This is a genomic window from Streptomyces sp. NPDC049040 (assembly GCF_043197715.1).
GTDB lineage: Bacteria > Actinomycetota > Actinomycetes > Streptomycetales > Streptomycetaceae > Actinacidiphila.
In genome coordinates this window covers 93,301-117,503 of the sequence record NZ_JBICTO010000012.1, presented here as the reverse complement: position 1 = coordinate 117,503, position 24,203 = coordinate 93,301, and the positions used below count along the sequence as shown (strand labels likewise).

20 protein-coding genes are annotated in these 24,203 nt (G+C 73.7%); 15 read left to right on the top strand and 5 right to left on the bottom strand.

Going from position 1 to position 24,203, the window contains the following annotated elements; translation table 11 throughout:
- Positions 1–128: 128 nt before the first annotated feature.
- Positions 129–1,424 (bottom strand): extracellular solute-binding protein, encoded by a 1,296-nt coding sequence (locus ACGFMP_RS26630; RefSeq protein ID WP_393675519.1) that lies wholly within the window; start codon positions 1,422–1,424, stop codon positions 129–131.
- Positions 1,425–2,317: 893 nt separating this feature from the next.
- Between ACGFMP_RS26630 and ACGFMP_RS26625 the strand changes: the two genes are divergently transcribed.
- The 5 genes from ACGFMP_RS26625 (at position 2,318) to ACGFMP_RS26605 (ending at position 10,764) form a co-directional block, all read left to right on the top strand.
- On the top strand, positions 2,318–3,412 hold the full coding sequence (locus ACGFMP_RS26625) for a LacI family DNA-binding transcriptional regulator (RefSeq protein WP_393675518.1): 1,095 nt from the start codon (positions 2,318–2,320) through the stop codon (positions 3,410–3,412).
- Positions 3,413–4,185: 773 nt separating this feature from the next.
- On the top strand, positions 4,186–5,628 hold the full coding sequence (locus tag ACGFMP_RS26620) for a glycoside hydrolase family 76 protein (RefSeq protein WP_393675517.1): 1,443 nt from the start codon (positions 4,186–4,188) through the stop codon (positions 5,626–5,628).
- 160 nt (positions 5,629–5,788) lie between these two features.
- On the top strand, positions 5,789–6,910 hold the full coding sequence (locus tag ACGFMP_RS26615; protein WP_393675516.1) for a ricin-type beta-trefoil lectin domain protein: 1,122 nt from the start codon (positions 5,789–5,791) through the stop codon (positions 6,908–6,910).
- Positions 6,911–7,216: 306 nt separating this feature from the next.
- A complete protein-coding gene (locus ACGFMP_RS26610) occupies positions 7,217–7,720 on the top strand; it encodes a hypothetical protein (protein WP_393675515.1) in 504 nt (167 codons plus the stop codon).
- A 338-nt stretch (positions 7,721–8,058) separates the two neighbouring features.
- On the top strand, positions 8,059–10,764 hold the full coding sequence (locus ACGFMP_RS26605) for a tetratricopeptide repeat protein (RefSeq protein ID WP_393675514.1): 2,706 nt from the start codon (positions 8,059–8,061) through the stop codon (positions 10,762–10,764).
- Between the two features lie 99 nt (positions 10,765–10,863).
- Here ACGFMP_RS26605 and ACGFMP_RS26600 read toward each other — a convergent pair whose 3' ends face one another.
- Complete coding sequence (locus tag ACGFMP_RS26600) at positions 10,864–11,442, bottom strand: TetR family transcriptional regulator (protein WP_393675513.1); 579 nt, start codon at positions 11,440–11,442, stop codon at positions 10,864–10,866.
- Positions 11,443–11,555: 113 nt separating this feature from the next.
- On the opposite strand from ACGFMP_RS26600, the gene ACGFMP_RS26595 reads away from it, so the two are divergent.
- The 3 genes from ACGFMP_RS26595 to ACGFMP_RS26585 all read left to right on the top strand — a co-directional run bounded on the left by ACGFMP_RS26595 (position 11,556) and on the right by ACGFMP_RS26585 (position 14,262).
- Entirely contained in the window at positions 11,556–12,434 is an 879-nt protein-coding gene (locus ACGFMP_RS26595; protein WP_393675512.1) for an SDR family NAD(P)-dependent oxidoreductase, read from the top strand.
- 164 nt (positions 12,435–12,598) lie between these two features.
- Positions 12,599–13,474, top strand: a complete 876-nt coding sequence (locus tag ACGFMP_RS26590; RefSeq protein WP_393675511.1) for a RimK family alpha-L-glutamate ligase — start codon at positions 12,599–12,601, stop codon at positions 13,472–13,474.
- On the top strand, positions 13,471–14,262 hold the full coding sequence (locus ACGFMP_RS26585; protein WP_393675510.1) for a RimK family alpha-L-glutamate ligase: 792 nt from the start codon (positions 13,471–13,473) through the stop codon (positions 14,260–14,262). The genes ACGFMP_RS26590 and ACGFMP_RS26585 overlap by 4 nt, the downstream gene beginning before the upstream one ends.
- 41 nt (positions 14,263–14,303) lie before the next feature.
- Here ACGFMP_RS26585 and ACGFMP_RS26580 read toward each other — a convergent pair whose 3' ends face one another.
- A complete protein-coding gene (locus ACGFMP_RS26580) occupies positions 14,304–16,733 on the bottom strand; it encodes an SCO7613 C-terminal domain-containing membrane protein (protein ID WP_393675509.1) in 2,430 nt (809 codons plus the stop codon).
- 309 nt (positions 16,734–17,042) lie between these two features.
- Between ACGFMP_RS26580 and ACGFMP_RS26575 the strand changes: the two genes are divergently transcribed.
- Positions 17,043–17,495, top strand: a complete 453-nt coding sequence (locus ACGFMP_RS26575) for an SPW repeat protein (protein WP_393675508.1) — start codon at positions 17,043–17,045, stop codon at positions 17,493–17,495.
- A 100-nt stretch (positions 17,496–17,595) separates the two neighbouring features.
- On the opposite strand, the gene ACGFMP_RS26570 is transcribed toward ACGFMP_RS26575, so the two are convergent.
- Together ACGFMP_RS26570 and ACGFMP_RS26565 are read right to left on the bottom strand one after the other, a co-directional pair.
- Entirely contained in the window at positions 17,596–17,862 is a 267-nt protein-coding gene (locus ACGFMP_RS26570; protein WP_393675507.1) for a DUF6295 family protein, read from the bottom strand.
- A gap of 3 nt (positions 17,863–17,865) precedes the next feature.
- On the bottom strand, positions 17,866–18,633 hold the full coding sequence (locus tag ACGFMP_RS26565; RefSeq protein ID WP_393675506.1) for a dienelactone hydrolase family protein: 768 nt from the start codon (positions 18,631–18,633) through the stop codon (positions 17,866–17,868).
- A gap of 49 nt (positions 18,634–18,682) precedes the next feature.
- Between ACGFMP_RS26565 and ACGFMP_RS26560 the strand changes: the two genes are divergently transcribed.
- From ACGFMP_RS26560 to ACGFMP_RS26535, 6 genes are all read left to right on the top strand, one after another.
- Positions 18,683–19,165, top strand: a complete 483-nt coding sequence (locus tag ACGFMP_RS26560) for a MarR family winged helix-turn-helix transcriptional regulator (protein WP_393675505.1) — start codon at positions 18,683–18,685, stop codon at positions 19,163–19,165.
- On the top strand, positions 19,158–20,882 hold the full coding sequence (locus tag ACGFMP_RS26555) for an MFS transporter (protein WP_393675504.1): 1,725 nt from the start codon (positions 19,158–19,160) through the stop codon (positions 20,880–20,882). The genes ACGFMP_RS26560 and ACGFMP_RS26555 overlap by 8 nt, the downstream gene beginning before the upstream one ends.
- Before the next feature lie 118 nt (positions 20,883–21,000).
- A complete protein-coding gene (locus tag ACGFMP_RS26550; RefSeq protein ID WP_393675503.1) occupies positions 21,001–21,510 on the top strand; it encodes a SigE family RNA polymerase sigma factor in 510 nt (169 codons plus the stop codon).
- A gap of 70 nt (positions 21,511–21,580) precedes the next feature.
- The gene (locus ACGFMP_RS26545; RefSeq protein ID WP_393675502.1) at positions 21,581–22,456 is read left to right on the top strand and encodes a hypothetical protein; all 876 of its coding nucleotides are present in this window, start codon (positions 21,581–21,583) and stop codon (positions 22,454–22,456) included.
- A 165-nt stretch (positions 22,457–22,621) separates the two neighbouring features.
- Entirely contained in the window at positions 22,622–22,906 is a 285-nt protein-coding gene (gene tatA / locus ACGFMP_RS26540; RefSeq protein ID WP_393675501.1) for a Sec-independent protein translocase subunit TatA, read from the top strand.
- A 151-nt stretch (positions 22,907–23,057) separates the two neighbouring features.
- Positions 23,058–24,188 (top strand): PucR family transcriptional regulator, encoded by a 1,131-nt coding sequence (locus ACGFMP_RS26535; RefSeq protein ID WP_393675600.1) that lies wholly within the window; start codon positions 23,058–23,060, stop codon positions 24,186–24,188.
- Positions 24,189–24,203: the final 15 nt, after the last annotated feature.

Here is a 24,203-nt window from a genome sequence, read left to right as displayed (position 1 = left end):
TCGCCCTGCTTTCCGGGCAACGGGCCCGCAGAGACGCCTCCCGGGCACGACGAAGGCGGGGCCGCCACCGGTCGGTGGCGGCCCCGCGGGGGCGCGGCGAGGCCGCGGCGAGGCCGCGGGACGGCTTCCTAGGCGGACATGTCCTGGACGAACTGCTTCGGTGTCAGCTGCTTGTTGAACACCTTCTGGAGGTCGGCCAGCATCTTGTTCGCGGTGGCCGGTGCCAGGGCCTGGTCCCAGGACTGGGTGAAGGTCGGCGCGTCGGCGACGAGTCCGTAGATGAAGCCGGTGAATTCGGGGTTGACGCCGCCCATCAGCTGGCCCTTGATGCCGGCGATGGCCGGCACGTGGCCGATGGACAGCAGGTCGGCGATGTAGGACGGCTGGTCGACGGTGTGCTCGATGAAGTCGACCGCTCCGTCCTTGTTGCCCGACTTCTCGGTGACGGAGAAGTAGTTGGACGGGTTGCCGACCACGTTCTTGGGGTCGCCCTTGCCGTTCGGCACGGTCGGGAAGGGGGACCAGCCGAGCTTGCCTGCCTTGACGAAGGCCGGCGCGGAGGTCAGCAGGTCCGCGTAGGCCCAGGAGCCCATCAGCTCCATGCCCGCCTTGCCGCTGGACAGCAGCGCGTTGGCGCCGCCGGAGTCCTGGCCGAGAGTGCTGTACTTCTTTCCGAAGGCGCCGCGGTCGACCAGCTGGCGGATCATCGTGAGCGCGGTGGTCACGGCGGGGTCTTCCCACGCGCCGGATCTGCCGGCCTCGATGGCGGCGAAGACCTCGGGGCCGCCGACCCGGTCGAGGAGGTACTCCATCCACATCAGCTCGGTCCACGCCTGCGACCCGGCGAGCGCGATCGGGGTGACCTTCTTCGCCTTCATCTTGTCGATGTCGGTGAGCAGCTGCGCCCAGGTGGCGGGCGGTTCCTTGATGCCGGCCTTGGCGAAGACGGTCTTGTTGTAGAAGAGGGCGACCGGCTGCACGCCCTCCATCGGCACCCCGTAGAGCTTGCCGTCGACCATCCCACCAGCGAGAACGCTGGGCAGGAACTCCTTCTGGAAGTCCTTGTCCAGCCGGTTCGTGAGGTTGTCGACGGTGCCGGCCTTGACGTACGTGGCGAGGTTGCCGCCTCCCCAGTTGAGGAAGATGTCGGGAGCCTCCGCGGAGCCGAGCGCGGTCTGCAGCTTCTCCTTGTACGGGTCGTTGACGAAGGTCTTGAGGGTGACCTTCGTGTCCCTGGAGCCGTTGTAGGAGTCGATCGACCTTTTCTGCACCGGGTTCAGCGTGTCGTTCTGCAGCGACCACACCGTCACCTTGCCGGACCCGGCGGCCCCCGAGCCGCTGCCGCCGCACGCGGACGCGGTCAGCGCGAGCGCGGTGACCGCGGCCACCGCCGCGGCCGTCCGCAGGGTCGCGAAACGTTTCATCGTTGGCACACGATCCTCCGGGAGCCGCGAGAACGGCTCTGGTCTGGTGAAAGTTGCGATAATTTACGTTTGAAGGAACGTAGGGTTACGGTGACGTTTCGTCAACCATCCGTCCCATAACGTTGCGGCCACACTCCGGTGGACGCCCGGCGCGCCCGCCGCGTCCGCGTGGTCGATGGTCGTCACCTCGTACGGCTGGACCGGGACCCGCCGCGCCACGGGCCGATGGTGTGCGCGAGGCCGAAGTCGGGTTCGGGCAGGGCGCCGAGGAGTAGGGCGACGTCGGCGCCCCGACATCGGCAGCGGCACAAGGAACAGCGTGCCGGGTGCCGCCCGGCCGCGCCGGCGGCCCGCGCACCACACTCCCAGCGGGAGTTCCGGCCTCTGCGCCGCCCAGGCCACGACGGCCCGGACCGTTCCGGGCCGCCCGTCGCGCGTGCGGGGTGCCCGGACGACAGCGTGTCGGCGCCGCCGGAGTCCTGGCCGGCGGCGCCGCGGTCGGTGCCGATTGCTGCGGTCGACCAGGTCGGCGGAGCCGGCTGTGCCGGGGCCGCCGCTGCCGCCACAGGGGGCGCGGTCAGCGCGAGCACGATGGCCCCGGCCACCGCGGCCGCGACTGCGGGACCCGCGGGACGCTTCACCGCCGAACACGTCCCTCTGGAGACCGGATTCAACGAAAGTCACGATGGTTTCCCTGTGAACCACGTGGATTCCCGGTCACGCGACGTCGATGGCCGGCTGGGGCGACGGCGGGGTCACGGGCGATCGACCCCGGCCCCGAACGGAAGCGGGGGCCGTGAGCCGGGGGCCGTGAGCCGCGACGGGTACGGAACGGATAGGTTTGCGCGGCTACCTCTACGAGGACCGCGTCCGACGAGAGCAGTGAGGTGACCGTGGCAGACACCGGCCGCACCAAGGTGCACGAGCAGGTGCCGCAGGTCGCGCGTTCCCCCCTGCCGGAACGGGGCGCACCGCTGTCCGCGGCGCGGGTGACCATCGCGGACATCGCCCAGGAGGCCGGGGTGTCGGTGGCCACGGTCTCCAAGGTGCTCAACGGCCACAGCCAGGTCTCGGACAGCACGCGCGAGAAGGTCGAGGCGCTGCTGGAGAGCAGCAACTACCTGCGCCGCCGCAGCCGTCCTACGCACACCGTCGGCCTGATCGACCTGGTCATCAACGAACTCGACAGCCCCTGGTCGGTCGAGGTCGTGCGCGGGGTCGAGGAGGTCGCCGCGCAGCACAGGACCGGCCTGGTGGTCACCGCAGTCCACGGCAGGACCGCCGACACCCTGCGCTGGATCGACAACCTCACCCGGCGCGGCAGCGACGGGGTCATCCTGGCGGTGACCGCGCTGGCCAGGGCCCAGCGGCAGCAGATCCAGGACCTCAACGCGCCGCTCGTGGTGGTGGACCCGGTCGGCAACCCCGACCCGTCGATCCCGTCGGTCGGCGCCACCAACTGGCATGGCGGCCTGACCGCCACACAGCACCTGCTGCAGCTGGGGCACCGCAGGATCGGCCTGCTCGCCGGCCCCCAGGATGTCCTCAGCGCCCGCGCCCGTCTCGACGGCTACCGCGCCGCACTGGAGGGTGCCGGGATCCCCGTCGACCCGCGGCTGGTGCAGCCCGGCGACTTCCACCACGGCACCGGTCTGACCGGCATGCGCGACCTGCTCGCGCTGCCCGACCCGCCCACCGCCGTCTTCGCCTGCAGCGACCTCCAGGCCCTGGGCGCTTACGAGGCGCTGCGGCACGCCGGGCTGCAGGTCGGCAGGGACGTCAGCGTGGTCGGCTTCGACGACCTGCCGACCTCCTCGTGGGCCTCGCCGCCGCTGACCACGGTCCGCCAGCCGCTCAGCGAGATGGCCGCGATGGCCGCGCGGATCGTGCTGCAGGGCGTGGACACGGTGCTGCCCGGCGGGATGCGGCGCCTGGAGCTGGCCACCGAGCTGGTCGAACGCGAGAGCACAGCGCCGGTCGCCTGCTGACCTGCGGCGCGTCCGCGGGTACGGTCAACAGCCGCCGTCCGGCCCGTTCGTACGCCGCCGCTCGCTCCCGCCTGCGCGCGGCCGGGACGGTCCCGGAGTCCGGGCAGCCCCTCGGCCTGCGGCCCTTCCCGGCGGCCTGCGGCTCCGCCCAAGGACGTCCCTGCGTGGGTGATCGAAGTCCGTACCTGTCCGACGTCGTCCGATCGACTGACGGTGGGCGCAGACCGCTCCGAACGGTGCCGGGCAGAAACACAGCGATAATTTCCGTGCGTCGGATCGGGAGTCATCCGCCACCGACCGCTCCGCTCGGCACTGTCGCGCTCCTCACGACCGTCGCCGGCCAGGGCAGCGGGCGCCTGACGTGGACGCGAACGGCACCAGGACCCAGATCTGGGACTGCTACGGCTCGGGTACCCAGCCCCACCAGGTCTGGTCGCTGCGCTGACGGCGCCGAAGGCGCCCGGGGCTTCGCACAGAATCTCCCAGACCGGCGTCTGCCTCCCCGGGTGACCGCCTCCGGCGGACCGGCCGCCGCCTCATCGCGAGGCGGCGGCCCTTCGTCCGCGGGCGGGGAAGCGAATGGCCACGTCAGCGGATGTGTGCTCGCCGAGGGGCGGCCGGCGGCCGACGGCGGAGGTCATCCGACCTGTTGCCGGATGCATTGACAGCGCTGGGCGGCGGGGGTTGTCTTCCTGGCGAGATCTGTTGCTTTCAGGGTCCTTTCCGGGTCGACAACGTTGTCGATCGCCCCCACGGCAGACAGGAATCCCCCCATGAGACACCTGCGCACGTCGATCGCCGCGACCCTGGCCGCGGTGCTCGCGACCCTCACCCTCCAGGCCGTGCAGGCGGCCCCGAGCACCGCGGCCGCCACCGTCTGCAACGCCTACTGCGACGCCCGCGACCCGGGCCTGAGCACCCAGGACCGCACCCCCGTCACCGCGGGCGTCTTCTCCCGCACCATCGCCCTGCACTTCGACGACGCCGACGCGATGGGCTGGGCGTCCATCGACAACGGCAACCCCGGCGACGAGGTCTGGCTCGACCGCTCCTTCGACGGCGGCAGGACCTGGTCGTCCGGCAGCCTGCTCGGCGACACCAAGACGCCCACGGGCCAGCGGGGCTGGCGCACCCAGATGTACAACGTGGACGACTGGAACACCGAGGGCGTCGGCGCCCTGCGGGCCTGCGGCAAGGCCGGCGACCGGCCCGACATCGCCTGCACCGCGTGGGCGCGCACCACCTGGAACGCCGGGAACCGCCGCACCGCCGCGGCCACCGCCCTGATGATGTCCTTCGACCGCACCACCAAGCTGTTCGGCGGCAACGGCTGGTGGACCGGCGCCAACGCGCTCACCGCGGTCATCGACAACATCCGCGTGACCGGCATGGGCAGCTACCGCTACGCCATCGCCGAGACCTACGACAAGAACCTCGGCGCCCAGCAGGGCAACTTCACCAACGACTACCTGGACGACACCGGGTGGTGGGGCCTGGCCTGGATCGACGCCTACGACCTGACAGGCGACAGCCGCTACCTGGCGACCGCCCGCGCCGACGCCGACCACATGTACGCCTACTGGAACGGCACCTGCGGCGGCGGGGTGTGGTGGAGCCAGGCGAGCACGTACAAGAACGCCATCACCAACGAGCTGTTCCTCCAGCTCGCCGCGGCCCTGCACAACCGCATCCCCGGCGACACCGGCTACCTCGGCAAGGCGCAGGCCGAGTGGAACTGGTTCAAGGGCAGCGGGATGATCAACGGCGACCACATGGTCAACGACGGCCTGACGTCGTCCTGCGCCAACAACGGCCAGACCACCTGGACGTACAACCAGGGCGTCGTCCTGGGCGGCCTCGCCGAGCTCTACCGGGCCACCGGCGACTCCGGGCTGCTGACCACCGCCCGCAGCCTGGCCGGCGCCTCCACCGTACGGCTGGCATCCGGCGGGGTGCTGCGCGAACCAGGTGAGGGCGACTCCTGCACCGGCGACGGCCCCAGCTTCAAGGGCGCCTACGCGCGCGGCCTCGGCAAGCTCAACAGCCTGCTCTCCGACCACCCCTACAGCGGGGTGCTGTCCACCTGGGCCGCCTCCGCCTACGCGCACGACCGCAACGCCCTCGACCAGTACGGCCCGCACTGGGCCGGCGGCAACGGCAGCAGCGACTACGGCTGCCAGCAGAGCGCCCTCGACCTGCTCAACGCGGCCGGCTGACCCGCTCCTCCCTCCGACCTCCTGCGAAAGGGATCCCTCCACCATGCCCCGACACCGCAGACCCGCACCCCCGCCGGTGCGCTCCCTGCCGGCCGCGCTGCTCGCGGCCTTACCGCCGGCCCTGCACCGGCGGCACCGACGAGACCCGGGGGACCGGACGATGAGACGCATCACCGGAGCGGCGGCCGCCGTGGCACTCACCGCGGCAGCCGCACTGACCATGGCGGGGCCGGCGTCCGCGGCCGCGCCCGCGTCCGCCGCGGCGCCCGCCGCACTGCGGCTGATGCCGCTCGGCGACTCGATCACCTGGGGCGTCGGCAGCAGCACGGGCGACAGCTACCGCTCGGCGCTGTGGAACGACCTCGCGGGCCAGGGCCACGCGCTGGACTTCGTCGGCAGCGGGCGCGACGGCGTCATGTCCGACCCCGACAACGAAGGCCACTCCGGCTGGCGCATCGACCAGATCGCCGGCATCACCGACGCCACCATCGCCCGCTACCGGCCCAACGTGATCACCCTGGAGATCGGCACCAACGACCTCAACCAGAACTACCAGGTGCCGACCGCGACGGACCGGCTGAAGGCGCTGGTCGACCAGCTCACCGCCGACGCCCCGGACGCGACGGTGCTGGTCGCCTCGCTGATCATCTCCACCAACTCCACGGAGGAGCCCAACCGCCCCGCCTTCAACCGGGCGGTCCCCGGCATCGTCCAGGCCGAGCAGGCGGCGGGCAAGCACGTCGGATACGTCGACATGGGCGCGCTGACCGCCTCCGACCTCTCCGACGCGCTGCACCCCAACGACGGCGGCTACGTCAAGATGGCCACCGCCTTCGACTCCGCGGTCCATGCGGCGGACGCGGCGGGCTGGATCCACCCGCCCGTGCCGCTCACCAGCGGCGTCGTCCACTCCGGAATCGCCGGCAAGTGCCTGGACGACAACAGCAGTTCGACCACCAACGGCAACAAGGTCCAGCTGTGGACCTGCAACGGCAGCAACGCCCAGGTGTGGAGCGCGCCCGGCGACGGGACGCTGCGCGTGCTGGGCAAGTGCCTGGACGCCGCGGCGGCAGGCACCGCCAACGGCACCAGGATCCAGGTCTGGGACTGCAACGGGACCACCGCCCAGCAGTGGCAGCCGTACAACGGCGGCTACCGCAACCCGTCCGCCGGCCGCTGCCTGGACGACCCCGCGTCCTCGACCGCCGACGGCACCCAGCTCCAGCTCTACGACTGCAACGGCACCAACGCCCAGAAGTGGACGGCCCTCCAGACCTCCTGACCGCGCTCCCGACCGGGAACCGCCCCCCGGGGCACGACCCCTGGGCACTGCCCTGCCGGACCCCTCTCCGGCAGGGCAGCGCCAGGTCCTGGGCCGGTCCGTGGACGTACCGCAGCGATCAACTCAAGGGCTTCGTCCACGCGCGGGCCGACAGTTGCAGCGAGTGGGAGCGGGCCGGCGGCCCAGGCGCGGCGGCACCCCGCCGACAGCCCCCGCCCCATGGGGCCGCGGGTGCGCGATGGGCCGGACAGCGCCCGCCGGTACGGGCTAACGTCTCCTCAACGGCCTTCGCGTACAGGGGTGTACATGCTGGATGAAGCAGTCGTCGCAACCGCGGCCTCGGCGGGTGGGGCCGTCGTCGCGGCAGCCGGCACCGATGCCTGGACGGGCCTGCGCGGCCGGCTGGCCGCCTGGCTCGGCCACGGCAACGCCCGCCGCGAGAGCGCGATGCTGGCGCATCTGGACCGGACGGCCGTCAGACTCGCCACCGCGGAGCCCGCGCGGCTGGAGGAGGTGAGGGCGACCTGCCGCACGGCCTGGCAGACCCGCATCGAGGACCTGCTGGAGGATCTGGACGGTGTGCCGCGCGCCCTTGCCGTGGCCTCCCTGCGCGAGGTGCTGGCCGAACATGCCACCGCCCAGCGGCAGGTGAGCGCGGACGGTGGCGCCCTCGCCGTCGGCGGCGACCTCCACATCCGGGCCGAGGGTGAGCGTTCGGTGGCAGCGGGCATCGTGCGGGGCGATGTGAACATCGGCCGGAGCGAGGGGAGTCCAGACCGCCCTTCGGCGCCGGACGCTTTCCAGGGCTGAGCGATCCGGCGTCCCACAGCCCAGCGGTTCGAGGGGAGTCGCAGGCGATGCCGCGGCCGGCGGCGGCAGGCTTGACGGCGAGCCAGGCGTCGGCCATGGCGGCGGCGGGCCGCACGCCCGAGACCCCGGAACCCCCGGCACCCGTGCCTTTCCCGGAGCCCGGGACACCCGTGGCCCCGGTGCCCGCCGGGCCCGTACAGGCGGCCCCCGCGGCCCACACGGCTCCGGCGGCCTGGGCGCCACCCCCGGCCCCCGTGCCGTACCCCGGGCCTGCGACGCCCGTGGCGCAGGCGGCGCGCCAGGGCGGTGACATCCGGATCGAGAGCCGGAACGGCGGCGTGTCCATCGGCCAGGCCCACACCTTCAACCACTACCAGGGTGTCGTACCCCTGACCCCCGTGCCGCTGCCGCACCGCATCGGCCGCGTTCCCGTCCTGGCGCCGCACTTCCAGCGGCGCGACCTGCCGGAGCTGCCGCCGTCCGCCCACGGCGGCCCGCCGATGATCCTGGCCGGCACCGCGGGCACGGGAAAGAGCCAGCTCGCCGCGCAGCACGCGGAGGAGGCCTGGGAACGCGGGGACCTGCAACTGCTGCTGTGGATCGCCGACGCCACCCGCGAGTCCGTCCTGGCCGGATACACGCAGGCCGCACAGGACCTGCTCGGCCGCGCCTTCTTCGATCCGGCCGAGGGCGCCCAGGCGTTCCTCAACTGGCTGCGCCCGGCGGGCGGTACGACACCGCGCCCCTGGCTGATCGTGCTGGACGGGGTCACCGACCCCGCCGAGCTGGGCGACGAGCTGTGGCCCCCGGCCAGCCCGGCGGGCCAGGTGCTGGTCACCAGCCGGCGGCGGGACTTCCCGCAGGCCGTGAACCCGGTGATCGTCCCGGTGCGGTCGTACACCCGCAAGGAGGCCGTCGCCTACCTGCAACGCGCGCTGGACCTCGGGGAGGCGGCCGGCGTCGCCGACCGCGGTCCTGCGGCGCTTGTCGACCGGGTGGGTCCGCTGCCGGAGTCACTGGCCCAGGCGGTCCGGCACATCGACGCCGAAGGCATCGACGTCCTCACCTATGTCGGCCGGCTCGACGACCGCACCACCGACGTCTCCCACCGCGACGCCCCGTGGTGGCTGTCGATCGAGGCGGCCAACGGGATCGACCCGGTGGGCGTCGCCTACCCGGTGCTGCTGCTCGCCTGCACGCTGGCCGCCCAGGGTGTACCGCAGCAGGTGCTGTCCAGCGCACCCGCGCTGGAACTGCTCCAAGAGCTCAGGGAGGGCCATCCGGCGGCCCCCCGCACCGGGTGGCTCCTCACGGCCGCCGAGGTCGGGCGCGCGGTACGCGTGCTGCACGACCTGAGCCTGCTCGACATCCACCAGCAGGCCGGCCATGCGGTGGTGCGGGTGGAGCCGCCGGTCCGTGCGACGGTCAGGCCGCGGCGGGACGAGGTCTTCAGGGCGCGGCTCGGCGTGGAATCCCTGCCGGATCCAGAAGGCAGGCTCGCCCTCGGCGCCGCGGAGGCGCTTCAGGCCGCGTGGCCCGAGGTCGAGGCGGACGCGGTACTCGCCGGGCTGCTGCTGGAGAGCGCCAGGGCACTGTCCCGGGGCGCCGGCCTGGCCATGCTCGGCCACGACGGCATCCACGAGGTGGGCTTCAGGGCAGGGCGCAGCGCGGGCGAGTGGGGCCGCTACGAGGAGGCCGAGCTCTTCCTCCGCGAGCTGGCGGAGGACGCGGCCGCCGATTTCGGCGATCCCGAGAACTACGACGTGCTGCAAGTCCGCAGCTGCGCGGCCGGCTGGCACGGCGCCGCGGGCGACGACGAGGGCGCGGCCGCGGAGCTGGCCGAACTGTACGAAGCCCAGACCCGGTTGTTCGGGCCCTCCGACCGGTCGTCGCTCAGCACCCGGCACCGTCTCGCCTGGCTGCGGCTGTCGGCCAGGGACTGGAGCGCACCGGGACCGCGGGCCGACCTCGCCGCCGTGCTCCGCGAGCGGACCCGGGTCCTGGGCCCCGACGCCCCCGACACGGTGGCCACCCTCTTCGCCGTGGTCGAGGCACTGGTCGTCCAGGAGGCCGGCACCGTCGACGGACCCGACGTGGAGGCGGCGCTCGATCGGCTCTTCGGCTCGGGGCACGACGAGTCGGTCGACTGGGTCAGCCTCACCACGGCGCTGGTCGCCGAGATGGCCCGGGTGCTGGGACCCGAGCATCCCGACACGCTCCGAGCCACCCGGTTGCTCGCCACCACCCAGATGTTCGCCCGCGACAGTGAGGCGGCGCTGGACACCGTGACGACCGCCGTCGCGGCCGCGCGCCGGGCGCTCGGCCCCGACCACCCGGTGACACTCGGCCTCAGGCAGCAGACGGCGCTCGTCCAGGACGACAGGGGCTTGTCGGACGTGGCCGTGGCGGGGCTCACCAGCCTCCTCGCCGACCAGGAGAGGCTGCTGGGGCCCGACCATCCCGACACGCTCGACACCCGTTGCCGGCTGCTGGCCATCCGGCCGGATCCGACGGACACCGCCAAGGCCGACCAGGTGATCCAGGACTACGACATCCTGCTCGCCGACACGCGGCGGGTCTTCGGCCCCGACCACCGCCGCTCCCTCGCCCTCCTCGACGCGCTGGCCCGCTGCCAGGCCGAGGCCGGGCGGAAGGTGGCCGCCGTCGTGACGCTCGCCGAGCTGGCCGCCAGGTGCGCCCGGGTCCTCGGCGCCGACCACCCCAAGACCCTCGTCGCCCGCGGCATGCTGGCCTGGCGGCAGGGCGAGGCGGGCGACCCGGTCGGCGCGGTCGTCGCCCTCGCCTCGGTCCTCACCGAGCAGACCCGGGTGGTGGGCCCGGAGCACGCGGACACCTTCTTCACCCGGCACAACCTCGCCTGGTACCGGGCGGAGGCCGGTGACCTGGCCGGCGCGCTCGCCGACTTCCGCCGCCTGCTCCCCGACCGCGAGCGGGCCGCGGGCGCCGCCGACGACGACATCGAGGTCACCCGTATCGCGCTCGCCTACTGGGAGCGGAAGGCGGGGAGGCCCAAGCCGGGCTGAGCAGGCGCCGCGGTCCGCCGCCGCGCCCGGGCCGCCCGGGGGCGGTCCGGTGCGGGCGGCGGCCGCACCGCGGCGGGCCGGTGCGGGCACGCCCCGGGGTCATGCCAGGAGTGCCGCGACCGCCGCGACGACGACCTCGCGGCGGTGCGCGGCGGTCCCGCCGGTGGCGACCGCGTCGTATTCCGGCACGTTGGCGGTCCAGAAGCCCGAGATGTGGAGCACCAGGCCGAGGAGTTCCGCGGCGGCGAAGCGGGTGGGCACCCGGCCGGCCTCCTGGGCGGCCTCGATCGCCCGCACCTTGGCCGCGTTGCTGTCGAGCACGACCTGGAGCAGCTCGCCGCTGCCGGCCCGTTCCAGGCGGTACCAGGTCGCGAGGCGCTGCACCCAGGGGCGTCGGGCGTAGGAGTCGTGCAGCCGGCCGGCGTACTCGGGCAGGTCGTACGGGTCGATGGGGACGGCGTCGAGCGTCTCCCGGCACATCGCGTCGAAGGCGGCGTCGAAGAGGCCGTCCTTGCTGCCGAAGTAGTGGTAGATCTGCGCCTTGTTGCTGCGGGCCTCGGCGGCGATGCGGTCGACCCGGCTGCCGGCGATGCCGTAGGCCGCGAATTCGAGGGTCGCCGCCTCCAGCAGGCGGCGCCGGGTGGCTTCCGCGTCCCGGCCGATGACGTCCCTGTTCATGACACTCAGCGTATCAACTAACCAGACAGTTGACATCGGTCCCGTCGAGGAGTTCCATGGAGAGCGTTACTAATCAACCGGTTAGTAAGTAGCTGCGACACCGAGGAGCCCCCATGGCCTCCACCACCCCGTCCGTCTTCCTGGTCAGCGGCGCCTCCCGCGGCCTCGGCCGGGAGATCGTCCGGGCCGCGCTCGACGCCGGCCACCATGTGGTCGCCGGCGCGCGCAGCACCGGCGCGCTGGACGACCTGGCCGCCCGGTACGGCGACCGGCTCGCCGTCGTCCCGCTCGACGTGACCGACGACGACGCCGCCCGGGCGGCGGTCCGCACCGCCGTCGAGGTCTTCGGGCGGCTCGACGTGCTGGTCAACAACGCCGGATACGCCAACGTCAGCTCGGTCGAGGACGTCGACTTCGACGACTTCCGCGCCCAGGTCGACGCCAACCTCTTCGGTGTGGTCCGGCTCACCCGGGCCGCCCTGCCGGTGATGCGCGAGCAGCGCTCGGGACACGTGGTGCAGGTGTCCTCGGTCGGCGGGCGGATGGCCACGCCCGGCCTGTCGGCCTACCAGTCCGCGAAGTGGGCCGTCGGCGGCTTCTCCTCGGTGCTGGCCCGCGAGGTCGCGCCGCTCGGCATCAAGGTGACCGTGCTGGAGCCGGGCGGCATGCGCACCGAGTGGGCCGGGGCCTCGATGCGGATCGACAAGATCCGCCCGGAGTACGAGGAGACCGTCGGCGCGATGGCGGCGATGCACAATCCCGAGTCGACCGCCGCCAGCGACCCGGTGAAGGTCGCCCGGCTGGTGCTCGAGGTCGCCGCGCTCGACGAGCCGCCGCTGCGGCTGCTCGTCGGACCCGACGCCTATGCCTACGCCACCGCCGCCGGCCGCGCGCTGCTCGCCGAGGACGAGCGGTGGCAGGAGCTCAGCCGGTCGACCACCGCGGACGACGCCACGCCCGAGCAGATCGACCCGCTGGGGCACGCGGGTTGAGGCTTCCGTGAGGCCCGGAGCGCCGCTTCCCGCGGCCGGATCACCCCGGCCCTGCGGCGGTCGGGACCAGCGTCCGATCTCCGGGACACGCGTGGCATCCTGTGACCTTCACGCCTCGCCGGCCGCATCCGGCGAGCGGTCAGGGGGGGTTGGGGGAAGGTCGCATGAAGCTGTGCTTTCTCGTGGAGGAGAACTACCGCCACGACGGGATGCCGATCGAGGTGATCCGGCGACTCGACGCCTGGGGACACCATGTGGATGTGCTGCGGCCGGGGGGATCACTGCTGCGCATGACCGAGGTCGTCAGCGCGGGCTCCCATGACGCCTGGGTGCTCAAGACGGTGTCCGGCGGCCCCGGGCTCACCCTGCTGGAGGCGGCCGCCTCCGCCGGGATGACGACCGTCAACGACGCCCGCTCGATCCGCGGCGTCCGCGACAAGGCGCTGGCCGCGGCGATCGGGCGCAGCCGCGGGCTGCCCATGCCGACGACCTACGCGGCCGCCCGGCCCGAACTCCTCGCCGAGATACCCGAGTCGGACTACCCGCTGGTCGTCAAGCCCGCCGACGGGAGCTCCGGACGGGCGGTGCACCTGCTCGCGTCGCCTGACCGGCTGGCCGCGCTGGAGCCGGTGCTGCGCGGCGAGGGCCTGCTCATCGCGCAGCCGTACGTGCGCAACCGGGGCGTCGACATCAAGGTCTACTGCGTCGGCGACGACTTCTACGCGACCGAGCGCCGCTCCCCGCTGCACCCCGACCGCCCGCACCGCGAGCGCCGGGTGGCGCTGTCCCGTGAGGTCGCCGCGATAGCCGCGCAGGTCGGGGCGGTCTACGGGCTCGACCTCTACGGTCTGGACGTGCTCCTCGGCCCCGACGGGCCGGTCGTGGTCGACGTGAACGACTTCCCCAGCTTCCGGCAGGTCCCCGACGCGGCGTCCCGCGTCGCCAGCGCCGTACTCGAACTCGCCCGCGGCGGCAGGCCGGGCGAGCCTCCGCCGCTCGCCACCGTGCCGGTGCCGGTCGCGGCCGGCGACACCCTGTGAGGATCGGCCTCATCACGCCCGACCCCGGCCACCCGCTGCTGGCCGCGGCCACCGCCCTGCTCACCGCCGCCGGCGGCCACGAGGTCGAGGTGCTCGACCCTGACACCGCCCCGGTGCCCGGCGACCCCGCGGACGTCTACCTCCTCAAGGCCCGCACGCCCCGCGCGCTCGCCCTGGCCAGGGCCCTCGAAGCGGGCGGCGCCCGGGTGGTCAACTCGGCTGCCGCGACCGGGCGGTGCCAGGACCGTACGGCCATGGCGGCGGACGCGCTGCGCGCCGGGCTGCCCTTCGCACCGACCCGCACCTACGCCTCCGGCGCGCACATCGCCCTCGGGGAGGCGGAGCCGGCCGGGCCCTTGGTCGTCAAGAGCCGGCACAGCCGCAAGGGGGACGTGGTGGTGCGGCTCGAAGGGGAGGCGCAGTTGCGGGACTTCGCGGCCGGCGCCCCTGATGAGCCGTTCGTCGTCCAGGACTTCGTGCCCAATCCCGGCTGGGACCACAAGCTCTGGGCGATCGGCCCGCACGTCTTCGCGGCCCTGCGCCGCTCGGAACTGTCTCCCTCCGCCCCCGGCGGCGGCCCCGTCCCCCTCGCGGAACTGCCCGCGGGCTGGACCGGCCTCGTCCGCCGGGTCGGCGAGGTCTTCGCCCTCGACGTCTACGGCGTCGACGTCATCGACACCGGCGCCGGCCGCCCCCTCATCGTCGACGTCAACGCCTTCCCCGGCATCAGGAACCAGCCGGGCGCCCCGGAGGCCCTGGCCGCCCTGGCCCTCGACCCCCCGCCCTGAGCCCGGCCCGCGGTGGGCGGCGACAGGCCCGGGGGCGGGGGTCAGTGGAGGGTGCGCAGGTTGCTGCGGAGGCGGCGGGCGGCGCGCAGGCGGCGTTCGTACGTGGCGCCGAGGTAGAGCAGCAGGATGCCGGCGGCGGCGACCGGGGCCCAGCGGGGGAGCTGGCCGATCGACTGGGCCACGGCCGGGGCGAGTTCGTGGAATGCGTCGGCGGCCAGGACCGTGCCGCCGAGGGCCAGCGGGGCGCGCAGCCGGAGCCGGGCGCCCAGCAGGGTGAGCGCGAGGGCGGTGAGGCCCAGCAGCAGGGGCCGCAGCCAGTGCGGGTCGCCCCACGCGGCCACCAGGCTCGGCAGCAGCGAGGAGGCGAGGCCCGAGCCGTAGGCGGTCCAGGAGCCGAGCCCCGGGTCGCGGCGCCGGCGCAGGTGGCCGAGGACCAGCAGGACCAGGGACATGCTGACGGTGTAGGGCTCGGGCGCCGCCACCCCCGCGAGGGCCAGCCGGACCCACGAGGACCATGCCAGCAGCGCGGCGGCGCCGATCGCACCGGCGGTTCGCCGGTCGGCCCGCAGCGCGAGCCCCGCACCCGCGGCGCCGGCGGCGGCCAGCGCGACGCTCAGCGCGTCGGGGTGCCCGGCGGTCGCGAGCACCGCGACGGCGCCGACGGCGTACCCGCAGAATTCGACGGTGAGCGCGACGCGCCCGCTGAGCGCCGCGGCCACCGGCACCGTCGCCGCCGCGACGCCCAGTGCCGCGAACGCGGCCAGGTGCGGCGGGAGTCCGGCCGCGGCGGCCGCGCGGGCCGCCTCGTAGCCGGCCGCGAAGACCGCGAACGCCGTCGCGGGGACGGCGAACCGCCCGTCGGCCGCGAGGCGGGCGGCGAGTACGGCCGCCGCGCCCCAGACGGTGAGCGCGGCGGCGTCGTGCGGCAGCGACCAGACCAGGGCGACCGCCGCGGGCGCAAGCAGCGCGCACAGCCGGGGCGCCAGGGCGCCTTCGGGCCGCCGCAGCAGGTGGGCCGCCGCAGCCACCGCGGGCAGCCCCGCGGTGGCGAGTGCGACCGGGTAGGGCAGCCCGGCGGCGTCCGGCGCCGTCACGACCGCGGCCGCCGCGGTGAGCACGGCCCCGCACCCCATTGCCGTCCCGGCCCGTCCGAACCGTACGGCGGCGCCCGCGAGCAGCGCCGCGAGGATCGCGGCCACCACCGGCACCACTCCGTCGGCGGCCTCCCGCCCGAGCGCCCGCAGGAGGAGCGGCAGTAGGCGCAGTGCCACCGGCGCCAGTACGAGGGCGCCCGCGACCGCCAGACCGGCCCACAGCGGCTCGTGCGGCCGTCGCACCGGTCCGACCGGTGGCACGGTCGGCGACCGCAGCAGCGCCACCCCCGCCAGCAGCGCCGCGGGCACCGCGGCGGCCAGCGGCGCCCAGGCGCCGGGCAGCGCGAGCCGGGGGGCGACGGCGGCGGCCCCGACCAAGGCGAGGCCGCCGAGCACGGCACCGCCCACCCGGGTCGCGGCGGGCAGCCGCGGCGACCTGGCCGCGGCCAGCGCCAGGGCCGCGGCCAGGACCAGCGGCAGGCAGCCGCGCAGCGCGGGGCCGTAACTGTCCGAGCGGTACGCGGCTGCCGCCGCAAGGGCGCCCGCCACCACGGTCCATCCGCCCGCCGCGCGGAGGGCCGCCGGCATGCGCGTCGCCACCACGAGGTTCAGCACGGCGCTGACGAGCAGCGCGTAGGCCAGGCCTGTGGTGTGCGCGTGCAGTGCCACCGCGGCCAGCGGTGCGGTGCCTTGGAGCAGCAGCAGCGCCGCGTACGGCATCAAGGCCGACCGGGTGAGGCGCCCGTAGGCCGCCGCGCCCAGTGCCACGAGGCCGGTGACGGCCGACCAGTAGGCGGTGCCGTGCACGTCCCGCAGTCCCGCGAGGCCGGTGGCCCTGGCCGCGTGGGAGTCGAGCAGCACCAGCGCGACGCCGATCGCGGACATGGTCTCCGCGGTCGCGTCGAGACTGCGGCGGCGCAGCGCGAGCGGCGCCGCCAGCGCCAGCACGGTCAGGGCGGTGAGCACGGCGGCACGGCCGCCGATGCCGAAGCGGCTCCAGTTCACCAGCGTGAACACCAGCCCCGCGACGACGATCAGCAGCCCGCCGAGGGTCAGCAGCACGGTCTGCGCCGACTGCGGCGCCGCTTCCCCCGTCGAAGCCTTCGCGGCGGGCGCTCCCGCACGCGGCGCACCGCGGGCCGGCCCGGCCGCCACTGCGGCCCGCCGGGCACGCAACGCCCGCACCAGTGCGGCCCGTCGCCGGTGCAGTGCCGCCCGCCGTGCCTCGACGGCACCCAACTCGACGTCGATGCCGCGCAGTTCCACCATCTCCTGCGCGTCGAGCGGCAGCCGGCACCGCGGGCACGCCGCCGGTCCGCCGTCGGCGGGGGCGGGGCCGGTGTACGAGCCGCAGTCGGGGCAGCGGTATGCGTCCATGAGGCGAGTGTGCGAAGGGCTGCCGCAGGCCCGCATGAGTACGGGTACTCACCGCGCATCCCGGTACATACCGGCTTTCCGGACCAGGGCTTCCCGCCCGGCCCGCGGCCCCGGCCCGGGGCGCTGGACCCTCGTTGCGACGAGTGCGGACAAAACGTCACAAAGTTAAGGCCCGTATAAGTGGCCTCGGGGCTGCATGCGGATCTACGCTGAGTAAGGATGCGGGCGAACCGGGCGGGAGGCCCGGAGGACATCCGCTGGCAGAAGAACCGCACTGCACACCGCAATACTGCGAAGGAGGTGGCTGGAATGGCCACCGATTCGACTCACGCGAGGTCGCAGATCGACACCCATCCGGATCTGATGGCACTCCGCGGCCGGTACGCGGAGGCGTCGGCGAAGCCGATCTCAGGGCTGATCGAGGGCCTTTGCCTGCTGACCGGCCTGTACCTGGCGATCTCGCCCTGGGTGGTGGGATTCACGAACTTCACCGGGCTGCGCGTCAGCAACCTGATCACCGGTATCGCACTGGCCGTGCTCGCCATGGGCTTCGGCTCGGTGCTGGAGCGCACCGTCGGCCTCGGCTGGGTGGCGATCGCGATCGGGGTCTGGACGATCATCGCTCCCTGGGCGATCGCGGGGCCCAACGCCGCGGTGACCCACACGATCGTGAACAACGCGATTGTGGGTGGCGTCGCTTGTGCGCTTGGGCTGGCCACGATGGGCCTCGGGCTCATGGGAGGCAAGGCGCGCTCGCGCTGACACAGGACGCGAGCCGTAGGACCCAGGCGGATGCACCACGGTGCGGACGGCAACCCCCGTTGCCGTCCGCACCGCATGTCCGCCGCCGGACGAGGGCGGGTCAGACCCGCATCTCGTCCGGCACCGCCGCGAGAGCGGACTGGATCGCGGCGACGAGCCGCTGCGCGGACTCGGCGGTGAGTTCCAGGGCCACGCGGGCCGCGGGCCCCCTGCTCGGGTCGGCGAAGTCGATGTTCAGCGTGTGTTCCGCCATCGCGTGCACGGGGTGGTCGAAGTAGACGGTCACGTCGGAGACGTGGAACCACGTCCCGCCGGGGCCTTTCGCACTGCCGTCGACGGTGTCCTTGACCGTCGTGTAGGTGCACATGCCTCAGCCCTCCGCGAGGTGCTTGGCGAAGAAGTCCGTGATCCGCTCCCAGCCGTCGTTGGCCGCGGCGACGCGGTAACCGGGCCGGTTGACGGCGAAGAAGCCGTGGCCGGCGTCCTCGTAGCTGTGGAATTCGAAGTCGTTGCCCTGCTCGGTGAGGATGCGGCCCAGCTCGGCGACCTGCTCGGGGCTGGGGTGCTGGTCCTCGGTGCCGAAGAGGCCGAGCAGCGGGGCGGACAGGTTCGGCAGGTCGGGGAGCAGGTTGGTGACCCGCAGGTCGAGCCCGGCGGGCACCTCGCCGACGACGAAGGCGCCGTAGCAGTCGACCGCGGCGTCCAGGTCGAGGCGGCAGGCGGCGAGCACGGCCTGGCGGCCGCCGGAGCAGTGGCCGATGACGCCGACCTTGCCGTTCGCGGCGGGCAGCGCGCGCAGGTAGGCGGCGGCGCCGGCGACGTCGCCGACCAGCCGGTCGTCCGGCACGCCGCCGTTCGCGCGGGCCACCGCGCTGGCGTCCGCGGGGTCGGCGCCGGGCGCCTCGCGGCTGTAGAGGTTCGGGCAGATCGCGTCGTAGCCGAGCTCCGCGAAGTGCCGCACCATCTCCTTGGTCTCCCGGTCGTAGCCGGGCATGTGGTGGATGACCACGACGCCGCCGCGGCTGCCGTCGCCCGCGGGACGGGCGAGGTACGCCTCGATCTGGTCGCCGTCGTGCCCGGCGATGGCCGTCGTCGTCGCGAAGAGGGAGCCGGGGGAGGTGTCCGGGTATTGAGTCATGGCGCCAGCTATACCATAAGGCTGAACTGATCAGTTTATACTGATGGTTATGGCGGCCAGCAGCACGGACTCGTACCCCACGCCGGCGGACGGACCACCCGAGGAGCAGGGCCCCGCCCGTATCGCGGCCGACCTGCGCGCGGCCCTGGGGCCGCTGGTCCGCCGGCTGCGCCGGTTCCGGCCGGACGACGAGCTGACCCTCTCGCAGACCTCGGTGCTGGTCAGGCTGGACCGGGAGGGCCCCGCGACATCCTCCGAGCTGGCCGCGGGCGAGGGGATACGCCCGCAGAGCATGTGCACGATCGTCAATGTGCTGCACGAGCGCGGCCTGGTCGCCCGCGAGCAGGACCCGGCCGACGGCAGGCGCATCGTGGTGTCGCTGTCGGCGGCCGGGCAGGAGGGGCTGCGCGGCGCCCGGCGGGAGAAGGCCAGGCGGCTGACCCGGGCCATCGCCGAGGAGCTGACGCCCGGGGAGCAGGCCACCCTGGCGGCCGCCCTCCCGCTGCTGGAGAGGATCACCCGACGTGTCTGAGCCCGTGGACGTACGCCTCTCCGCGGACGGCGGCGCCTCGGCGCCCGATCGTCCCGACCGCTACAAGTGGGTGGCGCTCTCGAACACCAGCCTGGGCATGTTCATGGCCACGGTGGACTCGTCCATCGTGATCATCTCCATGCCGGCGATCTTCCGCGGCATCCACCTGGACCCCTTCGCCCCCGGCAACATCAGCTACCTGCTGTGGATGATCATGGGGTATCTGCTGGTCACCGCGGTGCTGGTGGTCACCCTCGGGAGGCTCGGCGACATCGTGGGCCGGGTGCGGATGTACAACCTCGGCTTCGTCGTCTTCACCCTCGCCTCGGTCGCGCTGTCCTTCGACCCCTTCCTCGGCGGCTCCGGCGCGCTGTGGCTGATCGGCTGGCGGGTGGTGCAGGCGCTCGGCGGCTCCATGCTGATGGCGAACTCCGCCGCGATCATCACCGACGCCTTCCCCGCGCACCAGCGCGGCATGGCGCTCGGCATCAACCAGATCTCCGCGCTGAGCGGGCAGTTCATCGGCCTGGTGCTGGGCGGCCTGCTGTCCGCGTGGGACTGGCGGGCGGTCTTCTGGGTCAACCTGCCGGTCGGCATCCTCGGCACGATCTGGGCCTACCGCTCGCTGCGCGAGACCTCGGCCCGGCAGAAGTCCCGCATCGACTGGTGGGGCAACCTCACCTTCGCCCTCGGGCTCGGGGCGCTGCTGGTGTCCATCACCTACGGCATCCAGCCCTACGCGGACCACACCATGGGCTGGACCAGCCCCAAGGTGCTGGCAGGGCTGATCGGCGGCTCGGTGCTGCTGGCCGTCTTCTGCGTGATCGAGTCCCGGGTGGAGCAGCCGATGTTCCACCTGGCGCTCTTCCGCAACCGGGCCTTCGCGGCCGGGAACGCCGCCTCGCTGCTGGCCTCCGTCGCGCGCGGCGGGCTGCAGTTCATGCTGATCATCTGGCTGCAGGGCATCTGGCTGCCGCTGCACGGCTACGACTATGCCGACGCGCCGCTGTGGGCGGGCATCTTCCTGCTGCCGCTGACGGCCGGGTTCCTCGTCGCGGGCCCGCTGTGCGGCTGGCTGTCCGACCGCCACGGAGTGCGCTTCTTCACCACAGGCGGCCTGCTGCTGTTCTCTGCCAGCTTCGTCGGCCTGCTCCTGCTGCCGATCACCTTCCCCTACTGGGCCTTCGCGCTGCTGATCATGGCCAACGGGATGGGCTCGGGGATGTTCTCGGCGCCGAACACCTCGGCGATCATGAGCAGTGTCCCGGTCACCCACAGGGGAGCCGCCTCGGGCATGCGCTCCACCTTCCAGAACAGCGGGATGTCGCTGTCGATCGGCGTCTTCTTCTCGCTGCTGATCATCGGCCTGGCCGACCGGCTGCCCGCCGCGCTGTCCGCGGGCCTCCAGGCGCAGGGGGTGCCGGCCGCGACCGCCCGGCACGCGGCGTCCCTGCCCCCGGTCTCGACGGTCTTCTCCGCCTTCCTCGGCATCAACCCGGTGCAGACGCTGCTCGGGCCGAGCGGGGTGCTCGACACGCTGCCCGCGCACAACCGGGCGGTGCTGACCGGGAAGGAGTTCTTCCCTGACCTGATCTCCGCGCCCTTCCACCACGGCCTGCTGATCGTTTTCGCGACGGCGACGGCCATGGGCCTGCTCGCCGCCACCGCCTCGCTGCTGCGCGGCACCCCGGGCCTGACGCCCGAGCAGAGGGGCTGACCCCCGCCCCGCCGACCCGCCCGCCGGATTCCCCCGAGGGCGGCCGACGTCGTCTGTAACGCGAGCGCACCCCCGGCGCGTCTTGAAGAGGGAGGCCGACGGGAAGGGAGCCGCGAGCGTGCGAAAAGCACAGATCCAGGCCTATCTGGAGTTCGCCCGAATACGCACGGGTCCGCTGTACCGCTCGGCCTGCCTGCTCACCAGCGGCGACACGCACCTGGCCGAGGACCTGGTCCAGGAGACCCTGGGGCGGATGTACCTGGTGTGGAACCGCACGGCCAAGCTCGGGAATCCCGCCGCGTACGCCCAGACCGTCCTGGTACGGGCCTTCCTGACGCACCAGCGGCGCCGCAGCAGCACCGAGCGCCCCATCGCGGAACCTCCCGACCGCCCCGCGGGCGCCGGCGGCGACGCCACGTTACGCATCACCCTGCTCGAAGCACTCGACCGGCTGGCCCCCAAGGACAGGGCGGTCCTCGTCCTGCGGTACTGGGAGGACCGCAGCATCGAGGAGACGGCGGCGGCCATGGACGCGACACCCGGCGCGATCCGCACCCGCTGCGTACGCGCCCTGGGGCGGCTGCGGGACGAACTCGGCGGCGAGCTGGCCGACCTCATCGCCCACTGACCCCCCCCGCGGAACCTCCCGCACACCTCGAACACCCACCTGCGACACCACCGTGAGGACACCCATGCCCGTGGAATTCGAAGACGAGTTCGGCGACGCGCTGCGCCGCACCGCAGACACCTTCCGCCCCGACGACCCGCACGAGCTGGTCGACGCGGGCCACCTCGCAGGCCGCCGGATGCGCCGCCGGCGTACGGTCACCGTCGTGGCGGGCGCCGCCGCCCTCGCCGCGGTCGCGGTCGGCGGGGTGCTGGCGGGCGGGCTCGCCCAGAACGGCAGCCACAGCAGCGGTGTGGCCGCGGCCCCCGAGCAGCCCAAGCCCGCGCCGGGGCAGGCCAGGCCCGCCGCCAAGCCGGCGAAATCGCCCACGGTGACCGGCAAGCAGGTCGCCGCGATCTTCGCCAGGCTGCTGCCGCCGGGAAAGGTCAAGAACCTCGAAGGCCGCGGCCCGGGAGACTTCGACCCCTCCTTCGCGTCCGCGACCGCCGTCTTCGACGAGGGGAAGGGCCCCGCCGAGGTCACCGTCGCCCTGCAGAGCCAGGGCCAGGCCATCGAGGACTGCCCGCCGCCCGCCCGGAACCCGGGCACCTGGTGCTCCGTCACCCATGTGCACGGCGGCACCCTGCAGATCGTCAAGGGCTACGAGTACCCGGACCACCGCGCCGAGACCAAGGACTGGACGGCGACGTTCATCACAGCGGACGGCGCCATGGTCGAGCTGAGCCAGTGGAATTCCAGCGCCGAGAAGGACGCCCCCATCACGCGGAAGAACCCGCCGCTGGACGTCGCCCAGATGACCGCGATGGTCACCAGCAAGGACTGGAAGCCCGTGCTGGCCTCGCTCACCAAGCCCGAGCCGTTCACCAAGCCCGGTGCGGAGGCCGGTTCAGGGGACGGCAAGAAGGCCGGTTCCGACACGGCGAAGGCGCCCGCGACCAGCGGCTGACACATCGCGCCGGACGGCGCCAGAGCTGGGGGGTCTTCCCGTTCACGCGCTTTTTGCGCATGCTTTGAGTACCCGGGTGCCGCCAGCGGCGGCTTTCGGGTGACAATGCGAAGTCGAGGCGCAAGACGTACGAAGCAGTCGCCCCCTGAGTGAAGCGAGGATCCCATGTTGCGAAACGGGCTGGAGCCGTGGCACCTGATCGTGGTGGCGATCGTCGTCATCGTGCTGTTCGGTTCCAAGAAGCTCCCCGAGGCCGCCCGCGGTCTCGGCAAGTCGATGCGCATCCTGAAGTCCGAGGCCAAGGCGATGAAGAGCGACGACCCGGGTGCCACGGCCAGTGCCGCCCCGGCGTCCACGCCGACCCCGGCGCCTGAGGCCATCACCCCCAGTGACGTGGTGACCGCCAACGAGGCCGCCCCGACCGCACAGGCCGCTCCCACCGCGAAGTAGCGCGCGCCCCTCTCGTGACCACGGGCCCCGGACGGACACGTCCGGGGCCCGTGGTGTCGCGGGGGAGGCCGCTTCTTCCGGGATCCGGCAGCGTTGGTAGGTTCTCGGCGTCCGGGATACGGAAGCCGGACAGGCAGGGGTGGGGGCAGTGGTGACGGCGGGGGCCGGGACGAGCACGGGCACGACGGCGGCCGGGACCGCGGTGCCGAAGGAATTCCTCGCCGGGTTCGGCGAGACGCTGGCAGACGTCTCCCGCAGCTGCCGGGCCCTGACCCGAGCGGAGCGCGAGAGCCGCAGGACGCTCGGTGAGCAGGCCGCCGACGCCGGTGTCGGCCTGCGCGAGCTGACCGCCTCCCATCTGGCCGCGGCCCGCAGGGCCTGGCCCGCGCTGCCCGGGGTGGCCGGCGCCCACGACAGCGCGGAGCTGCGCAAGGTCGGCGGCGCCGTGCTGGCCGCCCTCGAAGCGGGGATCGGCGCGCTCGCCGAGGGCCACGCCCGTGCCCAGCGGCACGCGATCCGCCGGGCCGACGCGGCCCGCCGCGCCTTCGTCGACGACCTGCTCTACGGCCGCAGCGACCCGGGCCGGATCGCCGAGCAGGCCGAGGGGTTCGGGCTGCGGCTCGCCGACCGCCACATCGTCGCGGTCGCGGCGCCACCGCCGGGGGAGGTCTACGGCGAGGAGCATCCGCTGCTGCGCCGGGTCGAGCGCGAGCTGGCCGGCCGGTTCGGCGACCACGACGCGCTGATCGCCCCGAAGGACGGGCGGCTGGTGTGCGTCGTCCCGATCGGGCAGCGGCCGGTGCTCGACGCCCTGGTGAAGCTGGCTTCCGCGGCCGACGGCGCCCGGGTCGCGGTCAGCCGCCCGCACAGCGGCGCGGTGGGCGTGGTGCGCTCCTACGAGGAGGCGCTCAGCGCGCTCGACCTCGCGGAGCGGCTCGCCCTCCAAGGGCAGGTGCTCAGCGCGGCGGACCTGCTGGTCTTCCCTGTGCTGATGCGCGACAGGGCGGCGATGTCCGACCTGGTCCAGTCGGTGCTGGGGCCGCTGGCGACGGCGCGCGGCGGCCCTGGGCCGCTGCTGGAGACGATCTCGGCGTACGCCGCCGCCGGCTATGTCAACGCGGAGGCCGCGCGCCGGCTCGACCTGAGCGTGCGGGCCCTGTCCTACCGGCTGGAACGCATCGCGACGCTCACCGGCTTCGACCCGGACGATCCGCTCCAGCGCTACACCCTGGAGACCGCCGCCCTCGGCGCCCGCCTGCTGAACTGGCCCGCCGCACCCTGACCGGGGCGGTGGGCG

What these genes read in the sequence shown, in the direction of transcription:
- ACGFMP_RS26630 (WP_393675519.1), bottom strand. Translation starts at nt 1,424, where the DNA reads ATGAAACGTTTCGCGACCCTGCGGACGGCCGCGGCGGTGGCCGCGGTC.
- ACGFMP_RS26560 (WP_393675505.1), top strand. Translation starts at nt 18,683, where the DNA reads ATGGCGGCCAGCAGCACGGACTCGTACCCCACGCCGGCGGACGGACCA.
- ACGFMP_RS26615 (WP_393675516.1), top strand. Translation starts at nt 5,789, where the DNA reads ATGAGACGCATCACCGGAGCGGCGGCCGCCGTGGCACTCACCGCGGCA.
- ACGFMP_RS26570 (WP_393675507.1), bottom strand. Translation starts at nt 17,862, where the DNA reads ATGTGCACCTACACGACGGTCAAGGACACCGTCGACGGCAGTGCGAAA.
- ACGFMP_RS26595 (WP_393675512.1), top strand. Translation starts at nt 11,556, where the DNA reads ATGGCCTCCACCACCCCGTCCGTCTTCCTGGTCAGCGGCGCCTCCCGC.
- ACGFMP_RS26600 (WP_393675513.1), bottom strand. Translation starts at nt 11,442, where the DNA reads ATGAACAGGGACGTCATCGGCCGGGACGCGGAAGCCACCCGGCGCCGC.
- tatA (WP_393675501.1), top strand. Translation starts at nt 22,622, where the DNA reads ATGTTGCGAAACGGGCTGGAGCCGTGGCACCTGATCGTGGTGGCGATC.
- ACGFMP_RS26620 (WP_393675517.1), top strand. Translation starts at nt 4,186, where the DNA reads ATGAGACACCTGCGCACGTCGATCGCCGCGACCCTGGCCGCGGTGCTC.
- ACGFMP_RS26590 (WP_393675511.1), top strand. Translation starts at nt 12,599, where the DNA reads ATGAAGCTGTGCTTTCTCGTGGAGGAGAACTACCGCCACGACGGGATG.
- ACGFMP_RS26575 (WP_393675508.1), top strand. Translation starts at nt 17,043, where the DNA reads ATGGCCACCGATTCGACTCACGCGAGGTCGCAGATCGACACCCATCCG.
- ACGFMP_RS26565 (WP_393675506.1), bottom strand. Translation starts at nt 18,633, where the DNA reads ATGACTCAATACCCGGACACCTCCCCCGGCTCCCTCTTCGCGACGACG.
- ACGFMP_RS26610 (WP_393675515.1), top strand. Translation starts at nt 7,217, where the DNA reads ATGCTGGATGAAGCAGTCGTCGCAACCGCGGCCTCGGCGGGTGGGGCC.
- ACGFMP_RS26580 (WP_393675509.1), bottom strand. Translation starts at nt 16,733, where the DNA reads ATGGACGCATACCGCTGCCCCGACTGCGGCTCGTACACCGGCCCCGCC.